The organism is Paraburkholderia sp. MM5477-R1 (assembly GCF_050436385.1).
Lineage (GTDB): Bacteria > Pseudomonadota > Gammaproteobacteria > Burkholderiales > Burkholderiaceae > Paraburkholderia > Paraburkholderia tuberum.
Genome location: NZ_JBNDMC010000010.1, coordinates 737647 through 752492, shown reverse-complemented (window position 1 = coordinate 752492; position 14846 = coordinate 737647). Strand labels below are relative to the sequence as shown.

Below are 14846 nucleotides of genomic sequence, written 5' to 3'. Positions count from 1 at the left end.
CAACGCATATGTTTACGCCTGACCTGCTGAAGAACAAACGAATCCTCATCACCGGGGGAGGCACCGGCCTTGGTAAGAGTATCGGCCTGCGCTACCTCGAACTGGGCGCCGATCTCGTCATCTGCGGTCGCCGCAAGGAAGTGCTGGACGCGACGGCCGACGAGTTTCGCGGCGTCGTGCCTGGCGCGCGTGTCACGACGGTGCAGGCGGACGTGCGCAGCGCCGAGTCCGTCGAGTCGATGATGGAGACCATCTGGCGGGATGGTCCGCTCGACGTATTGCTGAACAACGCGGCGGCCAACTTCATCGCGCGCACGGAAAGCCTGTCGGCGCGCGCGGTGGATGCGGTGCTCGACATCGTGCTGCACGGCAGCTTCTATTGCACGATCGCGGCGGGCAAGCGCTGGATCGACGCGGGTCACCCGGGCAACGTGATCAGTACCGTATCGACGCCCACGATGACCGGCTCGGCCTTTACCGTGCCGTCCGCGGCCGCGAAGGCGGGTATTCTCGCCATGACCCGCAGCCTTGCGGTCGAGTGGGGCCCGAAGGGCATTCGCCTGAACGCAGTGGCGCCCGGACTGTTCCCGACGCCGGGCGCATGGGAGCAGTTGTACCCGCCGGGCTCGCAGGTCGAGCCGCAGGAGCGCTCGGTGCCGCTGCGGCGCTTCGGCGATCACGCGGAACTTGCCAATCTCTACGCTTATCTGGCGTCCAACGGCTCCGGCTACATCACCGGCGACATGATCGTGATCGACGGCGGCCGCTGGATGCAGGGGGTGGGCGGCCCGACCTTCCGCGCGATGCAGGACTGGACCGACGAGCAATGGGACGCCATGCGCGCCCACGCTCGCAAGGGTTGAACCATGGGTCCGCTTGCAGGAGTTCGAATCATCGAGCTGGCCGGCATCGGCCCGGGGCCCATGGCGGCGATGCTGCTCGCCGATCTGGGTGCGACGGTGTTGCGCATCGAACGTCGCCAGCCGGTCAAGCTCGGTATCGAGCGTCCGCTGCGCTACAACCTGTTGCTGCGCAACCGGAAGACGATTGCGCTCGACCTGAAAGACCCGGAGGCCGTCGAACTCGTGCTCACGCTGGTGGAGCGCGCCGATGCCCTGATAGAAGGTTTCCGACCCGGCGTGACCGAGCGACTCGGGCTGGGTCCGCAGGCCTGCCTCGAACGCAATCCGAAGCTCGCTTACGGACGCATCACGGGATGGGGCCAGCAAGGTCCGCTCGCGCAGTACGCCGGGCATGACCTGAACTACATCGCGATCACCGGCGTCCTCAACGCAATTGGCCGCCGCGATCAGCCGCCGTCGATACCCCTGAATCTGATCGGCGACTATGCGGGCGGTTCGCTGTACCTTGCAATGGGGCTCCTGTCGGCGATCCTGCATGCGCGCAACGGCGGCGCGGGACAGATCGTGGATGCCGCGATCGTCGACGGCACGGCCAACCTTGCTACCACGTTTTTCGGCATGCAGGCTGCCGGCATCTGGCGCGACGGGCGCGGGACGAATATCACGGATTCGGGATCGCACTTCTACGACGTTTATGAATGCGCGGACGGCAAGTGGATTACGGTCGGCCCCATCGAGGACAAGTTCTATCTCGAACTCCTCCGTCTGCTCGACATCGATCCGCAAACGCTGGGTACGCAGCTCGACGCAAGCAACTGGCCCGCCGCGCGCGCACTGTTCGCGCTGAAATTCAAGCGACGCACACGCGAGCAATGGACCACCTTGCTCGAACACACGGACGCGTGCTTCGCACCGGTTCTGTCGTGGACCGAGGCACCCGAGCATGCCCATCTGAAGGCGCGCGGCACGTTCATCGAAGTGGACGGTATCGTGCAGCCCGCGCCGGCGCCGCGCTTCTCCGCCACGGTGCCCGCGAAGCCGACGGCGCCCGAGGCACCCGACGCGACCACGATCGACGCCGCGCTGGCGGCATGGCTCGAACCGGGCCGCATTGGCGAGTTGAAAGAAGCGGGAACGCTGGCCTGAGCCGCACCCGACAGGCGACCCATAAAGACGAAACGAGACACTCATGGATCTGCGATATACCGACGAAGAGCTGGCGTTCCGCAATGAGGTCAGAGCCTTCTTCAAGGAAGCGCTGCCGGCCGACATCCGACGCAAAGCTACCTTGGGGCAGCGCTATTCGGCGGCCGACCTGCGCCGCTGGCAACGCATGCTCTACGAGCGCGGCTGGGCGACGCCAGCGTGGGACAAGGCGTGGGGCGGGACGGGCTGGAGCGCGGTGCAGCAATACATCTTCAAGGAAGAGCTGCACATGGCCCCGGCGCCCGAGACGCTGTCATTCAACGTGAACATGATCGGTCCGGTTTTGATCGCGTTCGGCAGCGAGGAGCAAAAGCGCCATTTCCTGCCTCGCATCGCGAGCCTCGAATACTGGTTCTGCCAGGGATTCTCCGAGCCCGGAGCCGGTTCGGACCTGGCCGCGCTGCGGACCCAGGCGGTGCGCGACGGGGACCACTACGTGATCAACGGCCAGAAGCTCTGGACTTCGACGGCGCATCACGCGGACTGGATGTTCTGTCTCGTACGCACGGATTCGAGCGGCAAGAAACAGCAGGGCATCACATACCTGCTGATCGACATGAAGACGCCGGGCCTGACCGTGCGCCCGATCATCACGATCGACGGCCACCATGAAACCAACGAGGTGTTCTTCGACAACGTGCGGGTGCCGGTTGCGAATCGCATTGGCGAGGAGAACAAGGGTTGGGACTACGCCAAGTATCTGCTCGGCAACGAGCGCAGCGGCATTGCGCGCGTGGGCGTTTCGAAGATGCGCGTGCGTCACGCGAAGGATCTTGCGAAGCGCGTGCCCTGCGGCGACGGTGTGCTGTGGGACGACCCGCGTTTTCGCGAACGTGTCGCGGCAGTCGAGGTCGAGCTGAAGGCCCTGGAGATGACGCAGATGCGCGTGATCGCCGAGAGCAGCGCGCATCAGAGCCACGTGCCCGACCCGAAGACTTCGATCCTGAAGATCAAGGGTTCGGAGCTGCAGCAACTCGCAGCTGAATTGCTCCTCGAGGTGGCAGGGCCGGATGCTCTACCGCTCGACCTCGACTTCCTGCGGGGGCTTGCCGATCCGGTTCGCGAACCCGAATGGGCGCTCACCGTTGCGCCGAATCACTACTTCGCGCGTCACGTCTCGATCGTGGGCGGCTCCAACGAGATTCAGAAGAACATTCTCGCCAAGTCCGTACTCGGACTTTGAGCGACGGGCGAACTGTGGAGAAGCATGAGACATGGACTTTGATTTCACCGATGAGCAACGCATGCTCAAGGACAGCGTCGACCGGCTCGTCAAAGACGAGTACGGGTTCGAGCAGCGCGCGAAGTATCTCGCTGAGCCGGACGGTTTCAGCCGCGAGCTTTGGGCGCGTTACGCCGACATGGGTCTGTTGGGCCTTTCGTTTGACGAGGAATACGGCGGCAGCAACTGCGGCCCTGTCGAAACGATGATCGTGATGGAGGCGTTGGGCCGCGCTCTCGCGGTCGAACCGTATCTCGCGACGGTCGTGCTGGGCGGCGGCTTGGTGCGGCTTGGCGGCAACGCGGCGCAACGCGCGGCGATTCTGCCGCAGATTGCGCAGGGCGAGTTGCAGATGGCGTTCGCGCACAGCGAGGCGCAGGCGCGGTACGACCTCGCGGACGTTGCGACCACCGCACGACGCGAAGCCGCCGGCTGGGTGCTCGACGGCGCCAAGCGCGTTGTCCTCCACGGCGGTAGCGCCGACCTTCTCGTGGTGTCGGCCCGCGTGTCCGGTGGGAGGCGCGAGCGTGACGGCATCGGGCTGTTCGTGGTCAGGGCCGACGCGCAGGGCGTGACGCGCCACACGTATCCGACGCAAGACCGGCTGCGTGCGGCCGACGTCGAGTTGTCGCGGGTGCGCGTTCCGGATAGCGACGTTCTGGGCCTGGCGGGCGCTGCATTGCCGCTCATCGAAACGGTCGTTGCGCACGCGATCGCGGCGGTGAGCGCGGAAGCCGTAGGTGCAATGGCAGCTGCGCACGAAGAAACCGTGGAGTACCTGAAGGTCCGCAAGCAGTTCGGGGTGCCTATCGGATCATTCCAGGCGCTCCAGCATCGTGCAGTCGACATGCTCGTCATGGTGGAGCAGGCGCGCAGCATGGCGCTCTTCGCGACCATGATGAGCGAGGAGCCGGACGCGGCGGAACGCGATCGCAGTATGTCGGCGGCGAAAGTGCAGATCGGGCGCTCGGGCCGCTTCGTCGGTCAACAAGGCGTGCAATTGCACGGCGGCATCGGGATGACCGAGGAGTGCAAGATCGGTCACTACCTGAGACGCCTGAGCGTGATCGATATCCAGTTCGGTTCGACCGAACATCATCTGACCCAGCTCGCCAATGCCGGCGGACTGATCGATGCAGCAGCGTGAGCCGCGCGTCCAGCCAAGCAAACGGAAACCATTCATGAGCCGAATTTCCCCACCCGATCAATATCAGGAACTGCGCGACGCCTTGCGCGACCTCTCGAAGGCGTACCCCGACGAGTACTGGCGCCGCATCGATCACGAGCGCGTCTATCCCGAGGCGTTTGTGGACGCGCTGACGAAGGCCGGCTGGATGGCCGCGCTGATCCCTCAGGAGTATGGCGGTTCAGGTCTCGGGTTGACCGAGGCGTCCGTGATCATGGAGGAGATCAACCGCAACGGCGGCAACTCTGGCTTTTGTCATGGCCAGATGTACAACATGAATACGCTGCTCAGAAACGGCTCGGAGGCGCAAAAGCGCAAATACCTGCCGAAGATCGCGAGCGGAGAATTGCGTCTGCAATCGATGGCTGTGACCGAACCGACCACCGGAACGGACACGACGAAGCTGAAGACCACTGCTGTAAAAAGAGACGACCGGTACGTGGTGAACGGCCAGAAGGTGTGGATATCACGCGTGCAGCATTCGGACATGATGATCCTGCTCGCACGCACCACGCCGTTGTCGGACGTGAAGAAGAAGTCGGATGGGCTGTCGTGCTTTCTCGTGGACCTGCACCAGGCTATCGGCAATGGCCTGACCGTGCGGCCGATTCCGAACATGGTCAATCACGAGACGAACGAGCTGTTCTTCGACAATCTTGAGATTCCTGAAGAGAACCTGATTGGCGAGCAAGGCAAGGGCTTCAAGTACATCCTCGACGGACTCAACGCCGAGCGCGCACTGATCGCGGCCGAGTGCATCGGCGACGGCTACTGGTTCGTCGAGCGCGCGTCGAAGTACGCCAGCGAGCGTATCGTGTTCGACCGGCCCATCGGTATGAACCAGGGCATCCAGTTCCCGATCGCCGAGGCCTACATCGACGTGCGCGCGGCGGATCTGATGCGCTACAAGGCCTGCGAACTGTTCGACAACCATCAACCGTGCGGCGCGGAAGCGAACATGGCGAAGCATCTTGCGGCCACGGCTTCGTGGAAAGCCGCGAATGCCTGTCTGCAGACCCATGGCGGCTTCGGTTTCGCTTGCGAATACGATGTCGAGCGCAAGTTTCGCGAAACCCGGCTCTATCAGGTGGCGCCGATTTCGACGAACCTGATTCTGTCCTACGTCGCCGAGCACGTGCTTGACCTGCCGCGTTCATTCTGAGCTTTGGAGGGATCTGATGCGCTTCGAGACCATTCTGTACGACGTCAAGGACCGGGTAGCGACGATCACGCTGAACCGCCCGGAACATATGAACACCTGGAACGACCAGGTGGCGACCGAAGTGTACGAGGCGATGCAGGCGGCGGGCGCGGACCATGGCGTGCGCGTCATCGTTTTCACCGGCGCGGGCAAGGCGTTTTGCGCGGGCGGCGATATTCACAGCTTCGGCGGTGATCCCGCCGCGCTCATGACGAAGCTCCCGCGTCCGTTCGATATGCGCAAGCGCGCCGACTGGCAAACGCGCTGCTCTTACTACCCGGCCATTCCGAAGCCGGTGATCGCGATGCTCAACGGCGCCACTGTCGGCATTGGCCTGATCCACGCCCTTTTCTGCGACATCCGCTTTGCGTCCGAAGACGCGACCATCACGACGGCATTCGCGCGCCGCGGCCTGAGCGCGGAATACGGCATGGCCTGGATACTCGCGCGTCACGTCGGCCAGGCACATGCGCTCGACCTGCTGCTGTCGGGACGCAAGATCAAGGGGCGCGAAGCCGAACGTATGGGACTCGTGAATCGGGCAATTCCGGCGGACAAGCTGGTCGAGGAGACCTATGCGTACGCGCGTGAAATGGCGGAGTACTGCTCGCCGCGCTCGATGCGCATCATGAAGGAGCAGGTCTGGGAGGTGCCGTTCCAGACGCCCCACGAGGCGGTGATACACGCCGGGTTGGACATGCCGATCGCCAACCAGTGCGATGACTACAAGGAAGGCATGGCGAGCTTTCTCGAGAAGCGCAAGCCCAACTTCACGGACTACTGAGCACCCATAGGACTACCACCTCATGCTGAACTACGAAGTCGTCAAGAACTGGCCGATCGAAGATGTCACGCAGACATATAGCGAGCGCGACGTGATGCTGTATTCGCTGGGTCTCGGGTTGGGCGCAGACCCGCTGGACGCAGAACAGCTGCGCTACGTATATGAAAAGGACCTGCAAGCGATGCCGACTTGCGCGGCCGCGTTCGCGTGGCCGAAATCATGGATGCGCGATTCGCGTACGGGCATCGACTACCTGAAGCTCGTGCACGGTGAGCAGGACGTTCGCTTCATGCGCCCGATGCCGGTTGCAGCGACCATCGTCAGCAAGACGCGGGTGAGCCGCATCTCGGACAAGGGCGCGGGCAAGGGCGCGATCGTCGAGCTCAAGCGTGACATCATTGACGCCTCGAGGGGCGAACAACTTGCCGAAGTCCGGCAGGTGTCCTTTCTGCGCGGCGACGGAGGGTTCAGCGCCGGGTCGGGCGCGAGCGACGCGCCGCCCGAAGCGCTTCCGGCTGTGCCGGAGCGCGCCCCGGACGCGGAATACGTGTTTTCGACCGGCGCGCATGCAGCGTTGATCTACCGCCTTTCGGGCGACGCCAACCCCCTGCACGCGGACCCGGAGGTGGCGTCGAAAGCCGGATTCAAGCGGCCCATTCTTCACGGCCTCGCGACCTATGGCATGGCGGGTTACGCCGCGATTCGCACCTTCGCGGGCAACGATGCAACGCGTCTGAAGCGACTCGCCTTGCGCCTGACCGCGCCGGTGTACCCCGGCGAAGAAGTGCGCTTCCAGTTCTGGCGGGACAGTGACACGCGTCTGCATCTGCGGGCGCGCGTCGACGCACGCGATGTGGTGGTGCTGAACAACGGAATCGTGGAAATTGCCTGAAACCGCGCCCGGCAGCGCCGACGTGCTTTGCCGGGCCGCGACTGGAGCCTGAAATGAAACGACCCCCATGCTCACTGTTGTTCGCGGCCCCCCGGGGGGGCTTCAGCCTCCCTTGGGGGCGGCCCGGCGGGAGGCTGAAATGGACCTGAAAGAGAGTCCCGCCGACAAGGAATTTCGCGCCACGGTGCGCGAATTCGTAGCGACTCATTTGCCCGATGACATTCGTGAACGGGTGCTGAACTTCCGCCATGTGCCGCGCGAAGACTACGTGCGCTGGCAACGCATTCTGGCCGGGAAGGGATGGGGCGCACCTGCATGGCCCGCGCAATTCGGCGGCGCCGCCTGGAATGCCGCGCAGCGCAACATTTTCGACGAGGAATGCTTTACCGCCGGCGCGCCGCGCCAGATGCCGTTTGGCCTTTCGATGGTTGGACCTGTAATCCAGAAGTTCGGCACCGACGCGCAGCGCGAACGGTTCCTGCCGCGCATCATCTCGATGGAGGACTGGTGGTGTCAGGGTTACTCCGAGCCGGGTGCGGGTTCCGATCTGGCGTCGCTCAAGACGCGTGCGGACCGTGTCGAGCGCGACGGTCAACCGTTCTACGTCGTCAACGGCCAGAAGATCTGGACCTCGTTTGCCCAATGGGCGAACTGGATTTTCTGCCTGGTCCGCACGGATGGCAGCGGCCGCCCACAGGAAGGCATCTCGTTCCTGCTGATCGATATGTCCACGCCCGGCATTACGGTCAGACCCATCCGCACGCTTGACGGCGGCCACGACGTCAACGAAGTGTTCTTCGACAATGTGGCAGTGCCAGTGAGCAATCTCGTCGGTGAGGAGCATCGCGGCTGGTCGATCGCCAAGTACCTGCTCGGCCACGAGCGGACCAACATCGCCGGCCTCGGCAACTGCAAGCGTTTCATGCGACGTCTGAAGGAGATTGCCAGCACCGAGCGTAAGCACGGCAAGCCTCTCATCGAGGACGTTCGCTTTCGCGATCGCATCGCCAGGGTGGAAATCGATTTGATCGCGCACGAATGGTCGCTGCTGCGCGTCGTCTCAGCCGAAACTGCAGGACGTCCCATCGGACCGGAGGCTTCGGTGCTGAAAATCCGCGGTTCGGAGATTCAGCAGGAGCTTACGGAGCTGATCATGGAATGCGCAGGCCCCTATGCGGTGCCTTTTGTAAGTGAAGCGCTGGAGGCCCACTGGCGCGGCGAAACCGCGAACGGCGAGCTGCTCAACGCGCTGGCCGCGCACTACCTGGACTGGCGCAAGATTTCGATCTACGGCGGTTCGACTGAAGTGCAGAAAAACATCATCGCCAAGCAGGCACTCGGCATCTGAGGACACGCCATGGACTTCACGCTGGTTGAAGAGGAACAGATGCTGGCCGACGTGGTCGGCCGTTTCGTCGAAAAGGAATACGATTTCGAGGCGAGGCGCCGTCTCGCCGCTACGCCTGAGGGCTGGTCGGTTGCGCACTGGACTACGCTCGCCGAAATGGGCGTGTTGGCGCTGAACGTGCCGCAGGATCATGGCGGCCTTGGCACGGGGCCGGTCGAGACCATGCTCGTGATGGAGGCCTTCGGCCGTGGACTCGTACTGGAGCCGTTTGTTTCGACGGCCGTGATCGGCGCGAAGCTGATCGGGCGCGCGGGACACGAGGCGCGCAAGGCCGAGTTGCTGGCCGGTATCGCCGACGGCAGCCTGAAGACCGCGCTCGCGACGCTCGAACCTGGTGCGCGTTTCGATTTGTGGAACGTCGCGACGAGGGCCGAGCCAACGCGTGACGGGTTCATCCTGAATGGACGCAAAGGCGTTGTACTGCACGGCGACAGCGCGGACATTCTGCTGGTTTCGGCGCGTAGCGCAGGCGAGCAGACCGACAAGCACGGCATCACTCTCTTCGCCGTCGATGCGCGAACGCAAGGTGTGAGCGTCAAAGGATTTCCGGCACTCGATGGCCAGCGTGTCGCCGAGGTAGTGCTGGACGACGTACACGTCGGTGTAACGGCTGTCATCGGCGCCGTCGATCAGGGCTACCCGTTGCTCGAATGGACCGTCGATCAAGGCATTTTTGCGCTGTGCGCGGAAGCGGTCGGCGCGATGTCGCGGCTGAGCGATCTGACCTTTGAATACCTGCGCACGCGAAAGCAGTTTGGCTCGCCGATCGGCAAGTTCCAGGCGCTGCAGCATCGCGCCGCCGATATTTTGACCGCGGTAGAGCAGGCGAAATCGATGGTCTTCTTTGCTGCCGCGAAACTTGGCGAGGACGATGACCTGGAAGCCCATCGTGCTGTTACAGCCGCAAAGGCGCTCATTGGCCGTAGTGCACGCTTCGTGGCACAGCAAGCGGTACAACTGCACGGAGGGATGGGCATGACGGACGAACTGGCGGTGGGGTGGTACGTGAAGCGGCTCACCTGCATCGACATGACTTGGGGAAACACCGAACACCATATCGAGCTGTACGGCGCGTTCCTGTAATTGCGGTTAATCAGATGAAGAATGGTCCTGACCGCTCATACCGGTCGATTCGAAAGGAGACAACTAATGTCAGTAGCTGCTCAGGGCGGGACTCCGGATCTGGCGCCAATTCCCGCGCACGTATTGCCTGAACGAGTGTTCGACATCGATATCTACAATCCGCCGGGTGCCGAAGACGACTACCATCTCTCGCTCAAGCAGTTGCACGCCGAAGGCATTCCCGACATTCTCTGGACACCCCGCAACGGCGGACACTGGATCGCGACGCGCGGCGATGACATCTATCAGATCCTCAAGGACTACGAGAATTTCTCGTCGAAGCAGCTGACAGTGCCGCTCGTCGAGCATCAACCGTTGCCGCCGATCTTCTTCGATCCTCCGCAGCACACCGCCTATCGCGCGCTGATCGCGCCCGCGTTCATGCCGCAGGCAATCGGCAAGCTCGAGGAGAAGGCGCGCGAAATGGCGATCGAACTGATCGACGGCTTTTATCCTAAGGGCGAGGTGGAATTCGTATCGGGGTTTGCGCAGCATCTTCCGATCGGCATTTTCATGAACATGGTGGCGCTGCCCGCCGAGGATCGCGAGTACTTGCTCGGCCTCGCTGACAAGATGGTCCGCCCGGTCGATGCCAACGAGAAGCTCAAGGCGCTCGGTGCGATTTTTCAGTACCTGGGGGTGAAGATTGCGGAACGCCGCGCGAACCCGGGTGACGATCTCATCAGCAAGATCGTCCATTCGAAGATCGACGGGCGCGCGCTCACCGACGAAGAAGCGCAGGGGCTCTGTGGTCTGGTGCTGATTGGCGGCCTCGACACGGTTGCCTCGGCAATGGGCTTTATCGCGCGATTCCTCGCCGGGAGCCCGGCCCACCGCAAGCAGCTCATCGATAACCCCGAACTGACGCAGAAGGCCGTGGACGAGCTTCTGCGGCGCTTCCCGGTGGTCAATCAAGGGCGGCGGATCACACACGATTTCGAGTACAAGGGCGTGCAGATGAAGGCGGGTGACATGATCATCATGCCGACCACACTGCACGGTCTGGACGAGAGGAAGTTCGACGATCCGCTGAGCGTCGATTTCGCTCGGCCTACGCCGATTCATTCCACGTTCGGCAATGGCGCGCATCGTTGTCCCGGCTCGTTCCTTGCGCGCGTGGAGTTGAAGGTTTTCCTTCAGGAATGGCTTAAGCGGATTCCCGATTTCCAGATCAAGCCTGGCGAGAAAGCGGGTGTCCACGGAGGTGTGAACGGCACGCTATACCACTTGCCTCTTGTCTGGGACGTGGTCCGCTGAGGATCGGTCACAATGGCCTGAGCTGGCCATTGTGATCATGTGCGTCTGTAGAAGGGGAGCTGCGGCTCGGTGTGCCCGTCACATGGCGCGCCGACCGCTCCATCCGGGCGCGATTCTGGCACAAGCAACTGCCTTGCAGTTTTATGGAGATGCCTTGCTCAACGCTCGCCAGACGACCTTCATGGCGTGACGGAACGAGTCTGCATTAAATGTGTCCGCGCCTGACCGGCGAAGAAAGACGACCAGACCGTGCAGATGTGAAAGGAGTAGGGCGCCGCGCAACGTGCATTCTCCCGAGGGCAAGGTTGGGTTGATCTGCGCGATCAGTTCCGCCAGGAGACCCTGAAAATCCGCAGTAGATTTCGCCATCAGGGCATGCAGAAAGGGCTCATGCTCTGCGAGGCTCCAGCATTCCAGCACAAAGGCGCTAACGCGGTTTCCGCCGCTCGCCGTCAGTACGGAGAACGCCTCGTCGACGATAACATCCAGTCGCGCTTCCGGTGGCCGGGATTTGTCTTGGGCGATCGTCCGATAGTGCTCGAAATAGCGATCCGTGTATGCCTCGATCGTGGCCCGCAATAGTTCTTCGCGGGTGCTGAAGTAGTGCTGCAAGGTCCTCAGTCGAATCCCTGCCTCGCTGGCAATTCGGCGTTGAGTGAAACCTGCGTTACCTTCGGATGCGAAGACCTCGATCGCCACTTCGATGATGGCGGGCACGCGGGTCGTTCTGTTCCCGCGCCGTTTGGGCCCGTCTGCTGCCGTGTTGCCGAGGTCTGCCGATGAGATGGTCAGGTCTTTCATCTGTTGTGTTCTCCTTGGCGTCCGCTGTCCTCGCGCTTGTTGCCAGTCCGGGATGTGTATCTGCGGGCTATACCCCGCCTGATACGAGCGCCGTTCGATCCAGATCGGGCAGCGCCGGCATTAATCTGATGATAGTCAGATGACGAATTAATATGTGTCCGACGACTAATTAGCTTTTAGATACAGTCTGATCCAGTCACTCGCGACATCACATATCCTACCCGAATAAAGGGGAGATTTGTCCATACCAGCATTTCCCCTGGTGTCATCTGGGCTTGATAATGGGTCGGCTGACTACTACTATTTAGTCAACCGACACATTACGCCGGAACCCGACCATTCCCGCTGTGTCGCAAGCCGAAGCAGCGGATTCGCAGGGTTTGGGGTTGGCCGGTTAGAGTCGCCAATTTGCGTTCGTGGTTGTGATGTCAGCAGCGCGCACAGGCCGTAGAAGGAGCTGGACATGAAGGTTGGGGAAGGTTCTTTGCGTTGGCTGATCGACAAGTGGATTGCGCCCACTGCAACCACCTCGGTGCACATCACCCGATGTACTTTCGCAAATTCAGGCCAGACGAGGTGTGTACTTGCGCGGTCGTCCGCCGCTGAGAACTCCCTCGCGATATTCTTCTTTCGGCACGACGACGGGGCATGGCGCGTGTTCCCGCCTCCTCCCCGCAAACCAGAAAGGCACTTCTACGCAGGAACGGGATAAGCGATTCGTCTGATCGCGGTCCATGACCAGCCTTATACAAAAGGACTGCAGAGGAAACTGATCCGATCGCACAAGCTATTGATTCATCATCGGCTCGGACGGTTTTCCGAAAGCCATCCATGGTTTGCATCGTCAATCTGCGCAGTCGAATCGGACACCTCGCAAATGCAAGCGTCGCCACTGTCTCATCCGCGTCACGCGGCCATGCGCGGACCGCTTCGAGTTCATCACCAAACTCAAATCCACGTTTACCCCGCATTTTGAACGTCGTTCGGAAAATTGCATCACTTAGGGGTGAGCGAGCGTTGACAGTCGAGTTTCGAGCGTTTATCTTTCCGAACAGCATTCGCATTCTGGTGACGCTGTGGGAGGTATCCGAGGCGCGATGCTGACGAGGTAGGGAGGCCGGTTTCGCTTCATTGCAAAAGTCTGCGGCAGTCCAAAGGCCTGGGCCTTTTCTGCGGCAGCGCGACAAAGACAAGAGGAGACGCATGAAACAGAAGAGTCTAAAGCCAAGTGCGATCAGCCTTGGCGTGCACGCGACCTGCATCGCTGCAGCGTGCGGGTTGTGGAGCGCAAACGCCAACGCCTTCCACTTCGATGTGCCGAACCCGGACATCGACATGGAATGGGACAACACGGTGCGTGCGGACTACGGCATCCGGCTTCAGAACCCGAGCCACTTCTACACGAACAGCCCGACCTACGACGAAGGCGATCTATCGACGCCGAAGTTCAGCACGATCCAGTCGATGCTGAACCTCTACAGCGAATTCGATTTCAAGTACAAGGACACGTCCGGCTTCCGCATCAGTATGGACGCGTGGTACGACCCGACGTTCAAGAATCACAATACGAGCAATCCTGCATTTCCTCCGAACTATCCGAACAACGAGTACACCAGCTACATCAAGAAGTACTACCAGGGGCCGAGCGCCGAGCTGCGTGATGCGTTCGTGTTCCACACTTTTGACCTCGGTGGTCACTCTGTCAACGTCAAGCTCGGCCGGACGGCAGTCACCTGGGGGCAGTCGGCGTTTGCTACGCTGGGTGGCGCGAACTCGGTGGCCATCGGTCAGCAGCCGCTCGACCTGATGAAACTGACGCAGAGCCCGAGCGCTTCGCTCAAGGAAATCGTGTTGCCGACGGCTCAGGCCAACGTGACGACGAGCATTACCGACACGTTCTCTCTCGGCGCGCAGTACACGTTCGAATGGAATCACGATCGGCTGCCTGAAGGCGGCACATATTTCGGCGGTGCCGATCCTATTCTTTACGGCCCTCCGATCGCCAGCTACCAAAACATTCCGGGGCTGGGCACATTCGCGATTCCGCGCATCGCGCCGACGAAAGGCCAGATCGGCGATATCGGCATCGACGGCAAGTGGCGTGTCGATTCGATCGCCACGACCTATGAATTTACGTACCGCCACTTCGCCATGAAGATGCCGTGGGCGGCGGTGCTACTCCCGGGTGCCGGACCCGAACTCTTCCCGGGCACCAACCTTCCCGGTGTTACGGCGAAGTACGGCAACGACGTGAACCTGATCGGCGCTGGCTTCAACAGTGCGATCGGCAGCGCGGCAGTGGCTGGCGAGCTGTCGTATCGCTGGAACATGCCACTCAATGCCGTCAACACGACGACGGTCAACGATGCGCCGACGGGTCGCACGCTGCACGGTCTGCTGAACGTCACGCAGTCGTTCGGCAAGACGCCCATGTGGGACAACATGTTCCTGCAGGCGGAATTCGCGTTCAACCAGCTGCTAAGCGTGCAATCGAATGCGCGGAACTTTGCCAATTCCAGCTATGACACCACGGGCCAATGTTCGGCATCGGGCAACTCCGCGTTTAACAACTGCTCGACGCGCTTCTGGGCCGGGATCGGCATTGGTGCGAGCCCGCAGTGGTATCAGGTATTCCCTGGGGTTGATTTGACGATGCCGCTGTTCGTTAATCTGAATCTGAAGGGCTACTCATCTGTCATCGCGCCAGCGGCCGAAGCACAGGGGCAGAACACCTTCGTGGTCGGGCTTGATTTCACGATCTACAACAAGCATGAGGTGGACATTACCTACACCTACTACATGAACAAGAAGGGGTACTCAACGGCGGGAGCCGCGACGGCGCTCGGTGCACCGTACAGCGACAAGTCGTGGATCGGCATCACCTATCAGACAACGTTTTGATGA

The 14846-nt window shown here is 61.7% G+C and carries 12 protein-coding genes; 11 read left to right on the top strand and 1 reads right to left on the bottom strand.

Annotation, left to right across the window (positions count from 1 at the left end; all coding sequences use genetic code 11):
- The first annotated feature begins 8 nt into the window (after positions 1-8).
- The 10 genes from OKW35_RS47250 (at position 9) to OKW35_RS47205 (ending at position 11141) form a co-directional block, all read left to right on the top strand.
- Positions 9-863: an SDR family oxidoreductase gene (locus OKW35_RS47250; protein ID WP_184061961.1), complete on the top strand. Its 855-nt coding sequence runs from the start codon at positions 9-11 to the stop codon at positions 861-863.
- Between the two features lie 3 nt (positions 864-866).
- Complete coding sequence (locus tag OKW35_RS47245) at positions 867-2009, top strand: CaiB/BaiF CoA transferase family protein (protein ID WP_429555675.1); 1143 nt, start codon at positions 867-869, stop codon at positions 2007-2009.
- Positions 2010-2052: 43 nt separating this feature from the next.
- The gene (locus OKW35_RS47240; protein WP_429555674.1) at positions 2053-3252 is read left to right on the top strand and encodes an acyl-CoA dehydrogenase family protein; all 1200 of its coding nucleotides are present in this window, start codon (positions 2053-2055) and stop codon (positions 3250-3252) included.
- Positions 3253-3283: 31 nt separating this feature from the next.
- A complete protein-coding gene (locus tag OKW35_RS47235; protein WP_429555673.1) occupies positions 3284-4438 on the top strand; it encodes an acyl-CoA dehydrogenase family protein in 1155 nt (384 codons plus the stop codon).
- A 34-nt stretch (positions 4439-4472) separates the two neighbouring features.
- Positions 4473-5639, top strand: coding sequence for an acyl-CoA dehydrogenase family protein (locus OKW35_RS47230; protein WP_429555672.1), 1167 nt, complete (start codon positions 4473-4475; stop codon positions 5637-5639).
- A gap of 16 nt (positions 5640-5655) precedes the next feature.
- Positions 5656-6462 carry an enoyl-CoA hydratase gene (locus OKW35_RS47225; RefSeq protein ID WP_090808781.1) on the top strand — a complete coding sequence of 269 codons (807 nt, stop codon included), beginning with the start codon at positions 5656-5658 and terminating at the stop codon, positions 6460-6462.
- A 22-nt stretch (positions 6463-6484) separates the two neighbouring features.
- On the top strand, positions 6485-7354 hold the full coding sequence (locus OKW35_RS47220; RefSeq protein ID WP_429555671.1) for a MaoC/PaaZ C-terminal domain-containing protein: 870 nt from the start codon (positions 6485-6487) through the stop codon (positions 7352-7354).
- A gap of 139 nt (positions 7355-7493) precedes the next feature.
- Complete coding sequence (locus OKW35_RS47215; RefSeq protein WP_184062012.1) at positions 7494-8702, top strand: acyl-CoA dehydrogenase family protein; 1209 nt, start codon at positions 7494-7496, stop codon at positions 8700-8702.
- A 9-nt stretch (positions 8703-8711) separates the two neighbouring features.
- The gene (locus tag OKW35_RS47210; protein ID WP_429555670.1) at positions 8712-9845 is read left to right on the top strand and encodes an acyl-CoA dehydrogenase family protein; all 1134 of its coding nucleotides are present in this window, start codon (positions 8712-8714) and stop codon (positions 9843-9845) included.
- A gap of 66 nt (positions 9846-9911) precedes the next feature.
- Positions 9912-11141, top strand: coding sequence for a cytochrome P450 (locus OKW35_RS47205; protein WP_429555669.1), 1230 nt, complete (start codon positions 9912-9914; stop codon positions 11139-11141).
- 141 nt (positions 11142-11282) lie between these two features.
- Here the strand turns inward: OKW35_RS47205 and OKW35_RS47200 are convergent, their stop codons facing one another.
- Positions 11283-11942, bottom strand: a complete 660-nt coding sequence (locus OKW35_RS47200) for a TetR/AcrR family transcriptional regulator (RefSeq protein WP_184061953.1) — start codon at positions 11940-11942, stop codon at positions 11283-11285.
- A 1203-nt stretch (positions 11943-13145) separates the two neighbouring features.
- On the opposite strand from OKW35_RS47200, the gene OKW35_RS47195 reads away from it, so the two are divergent.
- Positions 13146-14843, top strand: a complete 1698-nt coding sequence (locus OKW35_RS47195) for a DUF1302 domain-containing protein (RefSeq protein WP_260321267.1) — start codon at positions 13146-13148, stop codon at positions 14841-14843.
- The last annotated feature ends 3 nt before the right edge of the window (positions 14844-14846 follow it).